General features: G+C 37.9%; 3 protein-coding genes. 2 read left to right on the top strand and 1 reads right to left on the bottom strand.

Features of this window, described 5'->3' with window-relative positions; translation table 11 throughout:
- The first annotated feature begins 113 nt into the window (after window positions 1-113).
- Together IV84_RS09895 and asp1 are read left to right on the top strand one after the other, a co-directional pair.
- Window positions 114-1673, top strand: coding sequence for a glycosyltransferase family 4 protein (locus IV84_RS09895; RefSeq protein ID WP_046872419.1), 1560 nt, complete (start codon window positions 114-116; stop codon window positions 1671-1673).
- Window positions 1674-3203 carry an accessory Sec system glycosyltransferase Asp1 gene (gene asp1 / locus IV84_RS09890; RefSeq protein WP_046872418.1) on the top strand — a complete coding sequence of 510 codons (1530 nt, stop codon included), beginning with the start codon at window positions 1674-1676 and terminating at the stop codon, window positions 3201-3203.
- A gap of 129 nt (window positions 3204-3332) precedes the next feature.
- Here asp1 and ybaK read toward each other — a convergent pair whose 3' ends face one another.
- Window positions 3333-3836, bottom strand: coding sequence for a Cys-tRNA(Pro) deacylase (gene ybaK, locus IV84_RS09885; protein ID WP_080945589.1), 504 nt, complete (start codon window positions 3834-3836; stop codon window positions 3333-3335).
- Between the last annotated feature and the right edge of the window lie 96 nt (window positions 3837-3932).

The following is a 3932-nucleotide window of genomic DNA, read 5'->3' as shown; positions in this document are numbered from 1 at the left end:
ATTCACCAATACCAGAAAGTGTAGACCCGTTATTTTTTTGAATTATATCGGTAGAGAACGCTTTCTGTTATAATTGAATCAGTTACTTAAATTTGAAAAAAAGGTGGGATTTTATGTATTATTTTTTAAATACAACCATTCCTTTAAATAAATCTGGAATTGAACATGCCCAAATAAAACGGGTGAATTTGTTTAATAATTATGGTGTTGCTAATAAAATTGTGACGCGTAACTTTGAAGTTGATTTGCATCATAATCTTAAAGTTGCAGGAATCGCTGAAAAAAATCATGTGAACTTATTTGAGTTCTTGCAGGGGTCTGGCGATTTTAAGTTCAAAAAGGTGACACCGCGTGACATTAAATTACCACATGGTTGTAAATTAAAGGCTGAAAAAGATCATTATGTGGCGAAAGATTTGAAGAACCGTTTAGCGGTTCGAATTGAGGTCTGGGGCGAGCATGACTCCCAAGTTCAAGCAGTAAATTATTATGATTACGCAGGCAACTTGTTACGCCGTGAGCGCTATGACCATCGAGGTTTTTTGTCAATTGCTGAAATTCATAATCCTCAAGGTGGTGTCAGCAATGAACAAATTTTTTCTCCAGAAGGTAAGTTAGTTTATGAATCCTTTTATTTCAAAGATGGGCAGGGAAAGATTGTTAATTCCTTATTGCGGGTAGTAGATTTTCATGGACAAAATTATGAATTTACTGGTTTAAGAGGGTTACAACGGTTCTTCTTTGATCAGTTAAACAAAGTGGATAACGGCAGAAATGTCTTCATTTCTGATCGTGCAGTAGAAACTGAATGGGCTTTATTACATATGAAAACACCAGCTTATAAGGCTTTGTTTTTGCATAATGCGCACACAGCTCATGCCAATGACCCGATGGATCCTGTTTTGAACAATAATTTTGAGTTTTCCTTAAATAATTTTGCTGATTGGAATGCGGTTATTGATTCTACAGAGCGCCAAACCAAAGATGCCAAATTACGTTTTGATGCCAAGCAAACGCCAATTTACACCATTCCGGTTGGCATTGTGACCAATGAGTTGATGGAAAAACCAAAAGTAGCGTTTAGTGATCGCACACCTGGAAAAATTATTGTGGTTGCCCGCTTGTTCCCAGAAAAACGGCTCGATCATTTGATCAAGGCTTTTGCAATTGTGCACAAACAATTACCACAAACCACGCTTGATTTTTGGGGGTATGGCGATGGTAAAACGGATAAACAATTAAAACAACAAGTAACAGATTTGAAACTTAAAACAGTTGTGAAATTTAAAGGGTATACACCAAATATTGGTGATGTTATGGATCATGCGCAGGTTTCAACATTGACTAGTAACGTTGAAGGTTTTGCGTTGGCTGTTTTAGAGGCGCAATCACATGGATTACCAGTTGTCGCTTACGACATTCCTTATGGACCATCTGATATTATTGAAGATGGCTATAGTGGCACATTGGTTAAGCAAGGCGATTATAAGAGCTTCGCCAAAGCTTTAATTGAGCTTTTGGGCGACCAAAAGAAGTTACAAGAATATAGTGACCATGCTTATGTGAGTCGTGAACGGTATAGTGAAAAAGCTATTTGGAAGGCTTGGCAACAATTAGTTGATAATGCTAACCAATTTTTCGATCAAAACCAAGCGAAAGGGACGGTGAAGTAGATGATTTACTTTTTAAATGAGTATTTGATGGGCTTAAACTCCGGCCTTGAATATACTGAAATTAATCGCATTAAACTACTTAAGAATAACCATGTCCCAGCTAAAATTGTGACCCGTGATTATAATCAAGAACTCCATCGTAATATGAAAACATTGGGTGTAGAAGACGATGATATGGTTAATATGTTCGACTATTTCCAGCATGCTGAACACATTGAAACGCCTAAAGTTCTTAAGACCATCGATTTAAACTTGCCAAAGGCTTACGAGATTGATCAAGGAGCTGATTTTAGTCGTGTCACAGATGGTGATCGGGTGGTTGCCGATGTTCATTTTGCTGATGGCACTTATGGTCAAGTCGCCTATGTAAATTACTTTGATGCCTACATGAATATTGCCAAAACCGAGTTTTATGATTGGCGTGGATTTAAGTCAATGGACAAGTACTTTACGCCAACTGGAGCTCCAGTTGCCGAATTTATATTTACTCCTGAGGGCAAACGGGTGTATGAATCATATTACATGAATGATGTGAACGGAAACCCCGTAAATTCTTTGTTGAAGTTAATCGATTATAAAGGTGAGGACTACAATTTCGATAATTTGGACGAGCTATTTACCTTCTTCTTGGATGAATTAAATCGGCGAGATGGCAGTCATCAAACGTTTATTGCGGATCGTCCAGCTCAGACTAATACACCAATGATGAACATGGTTACACTGGCCCACAAATATGTTTCGTTGCCAATTGTGCATGGTGTGGATCCTCATGATCAGGTGCATAGTGCGTTCGATCCAGCCTATGCGACCGTTTTTGGCCCTCGTATCGATGAATTGGATGGTATTATTGTCATGACTCAAGCGCAAAAACGTGATTTGAGTAAACACTTGAATCATCCGCAAACCCCAATTTATGTTATTCCGGGAGCAGTAGTTCTTAATAGTACTCGGAATGAACCGCATGTGTTGTATCGCAATCGTGTTCAGGACCGGTTGTTATTCGTTGGGCGGTTAACACCAGACAAACAGGTTGATCGTTTGATTCGAGCTGTTCAGATTATTAGTCAAAAAATTCCTAGCGTAACGCTAGACATATATGGTTATGGCAGTGCAGAAGATGTCAATGGCCTTAAAAAGTTGGCGCAGGATTTAAAGGTCGATCAGTTGGTTCATTTTAAAGGGTTCGTGTATGATTTGACGACTGTATATAACCAAGCAGGTTTGTTTGTTAGTGCTAGCCGATCGGATGCAATGCCACTTGCGATGGTGGAGGCAATGGCTCATGGGTTACCAGCAGTTGCCTATGCAAGCCATTATGGCCCAAGTGAAATTATTGACGATAAGCAAAATGGCCGTTTGATTGCGGAGGGCGACGAGGATGTTTTTCTCTTTAGCCGGGCTGTAATTGATTTATTGAGTGACCCAGATTTGCTTGCTAAATATAGTGACAAGGCTTATGAGATTGGTGATCGCTATTCAGAAGAACACGTTTTGGCTGATTGGCAATTACTTTTGGAACATGAGAAATAAAATAGTTTAGAATATTAAAACGAGTGCAGCTCAGATTTAATTCTGATGTCACACTCGTTTTTTTGAATACTATTTTAAATAATCATGTCTGAGGTCTTATGGAGCAAATTAATTTTTGGCTATTTTAGATTATTCCGTTAAATCCACAAAGGTTCCGTGAACTAATTTTTTAAGGTCTTGAGCATCAATTTTGACTGAGCGACCAATTTTTCCTGACGAAACAATGATTTCACCCTGTTTTTGAGCAATATCAGCAATATAGATTGGAAAATGCTTGGTTTCATAAATTCCGATTGGGGTGTTGGCACCATGCTCATAGCCCGTGGTTTTGACAAGTTCTTTTAGTGGAATCATGCCAACTTTTTTATTGCCAGAAGCTTTTGCTAATTTTTTATAACTTAAATGTTCATCAATTGGCAATACACCAACAAGCGGACCAGTTTTATTACCAGTTAGTGCCAGTGTTTTATAAATATGGTGTTCATCTTCATCAAGGTGGTCAACTTGAAGCTGTTCAACATCACCTTCCTGTTTTGTGGGGAAAATAAATTGCTCATACTTCATATTAGCTTTATCAAGAATTTTTTCGACTAAGGTTTTATCAATTTTATTTTTCTTATTTTTTTTAGAAATGTTGTTCACCTTCCTAAAGTTCATTTTAGCATAAGTAGATTCTAAAAAGAAAAACCGCAACTATTGGGTATGTGTCAAGTTTTCCTAGGTGCCTTA

It is taken from the genome of Pediococcus damnosus, from assembly GCF_001437255.1.
In the GTDB taxonomy this organism is placed as follows: Bacteria; Bacillota; Bacilli; order Lactobacillales; family Lactobacillaceae; genus Pediococcus; species Pediococcus damnosus.
The sequence above is the reverse complement of the archived record's forward strand: the minus strand, read 5'-3'. Positions and strand labels throughout refer to the sequence as shown.

What these genes read in the sequence shown, in the direction of transcription:
- IV84_RS09895 (WP_046872419.1), top strand. Translation starts at nt 114, where the DNA reads ATGTATTATTTTTTAAATACAACCATTCCTTTAAATAAATCTGGAATT.
- asp1 (WP_046872418.1), top strand. Translation starts at nt 1,674, where the DNA reads ATGATTTACTTTTTAAATGAGTATTTGATGGGCTTAAACTCCGGCCTT.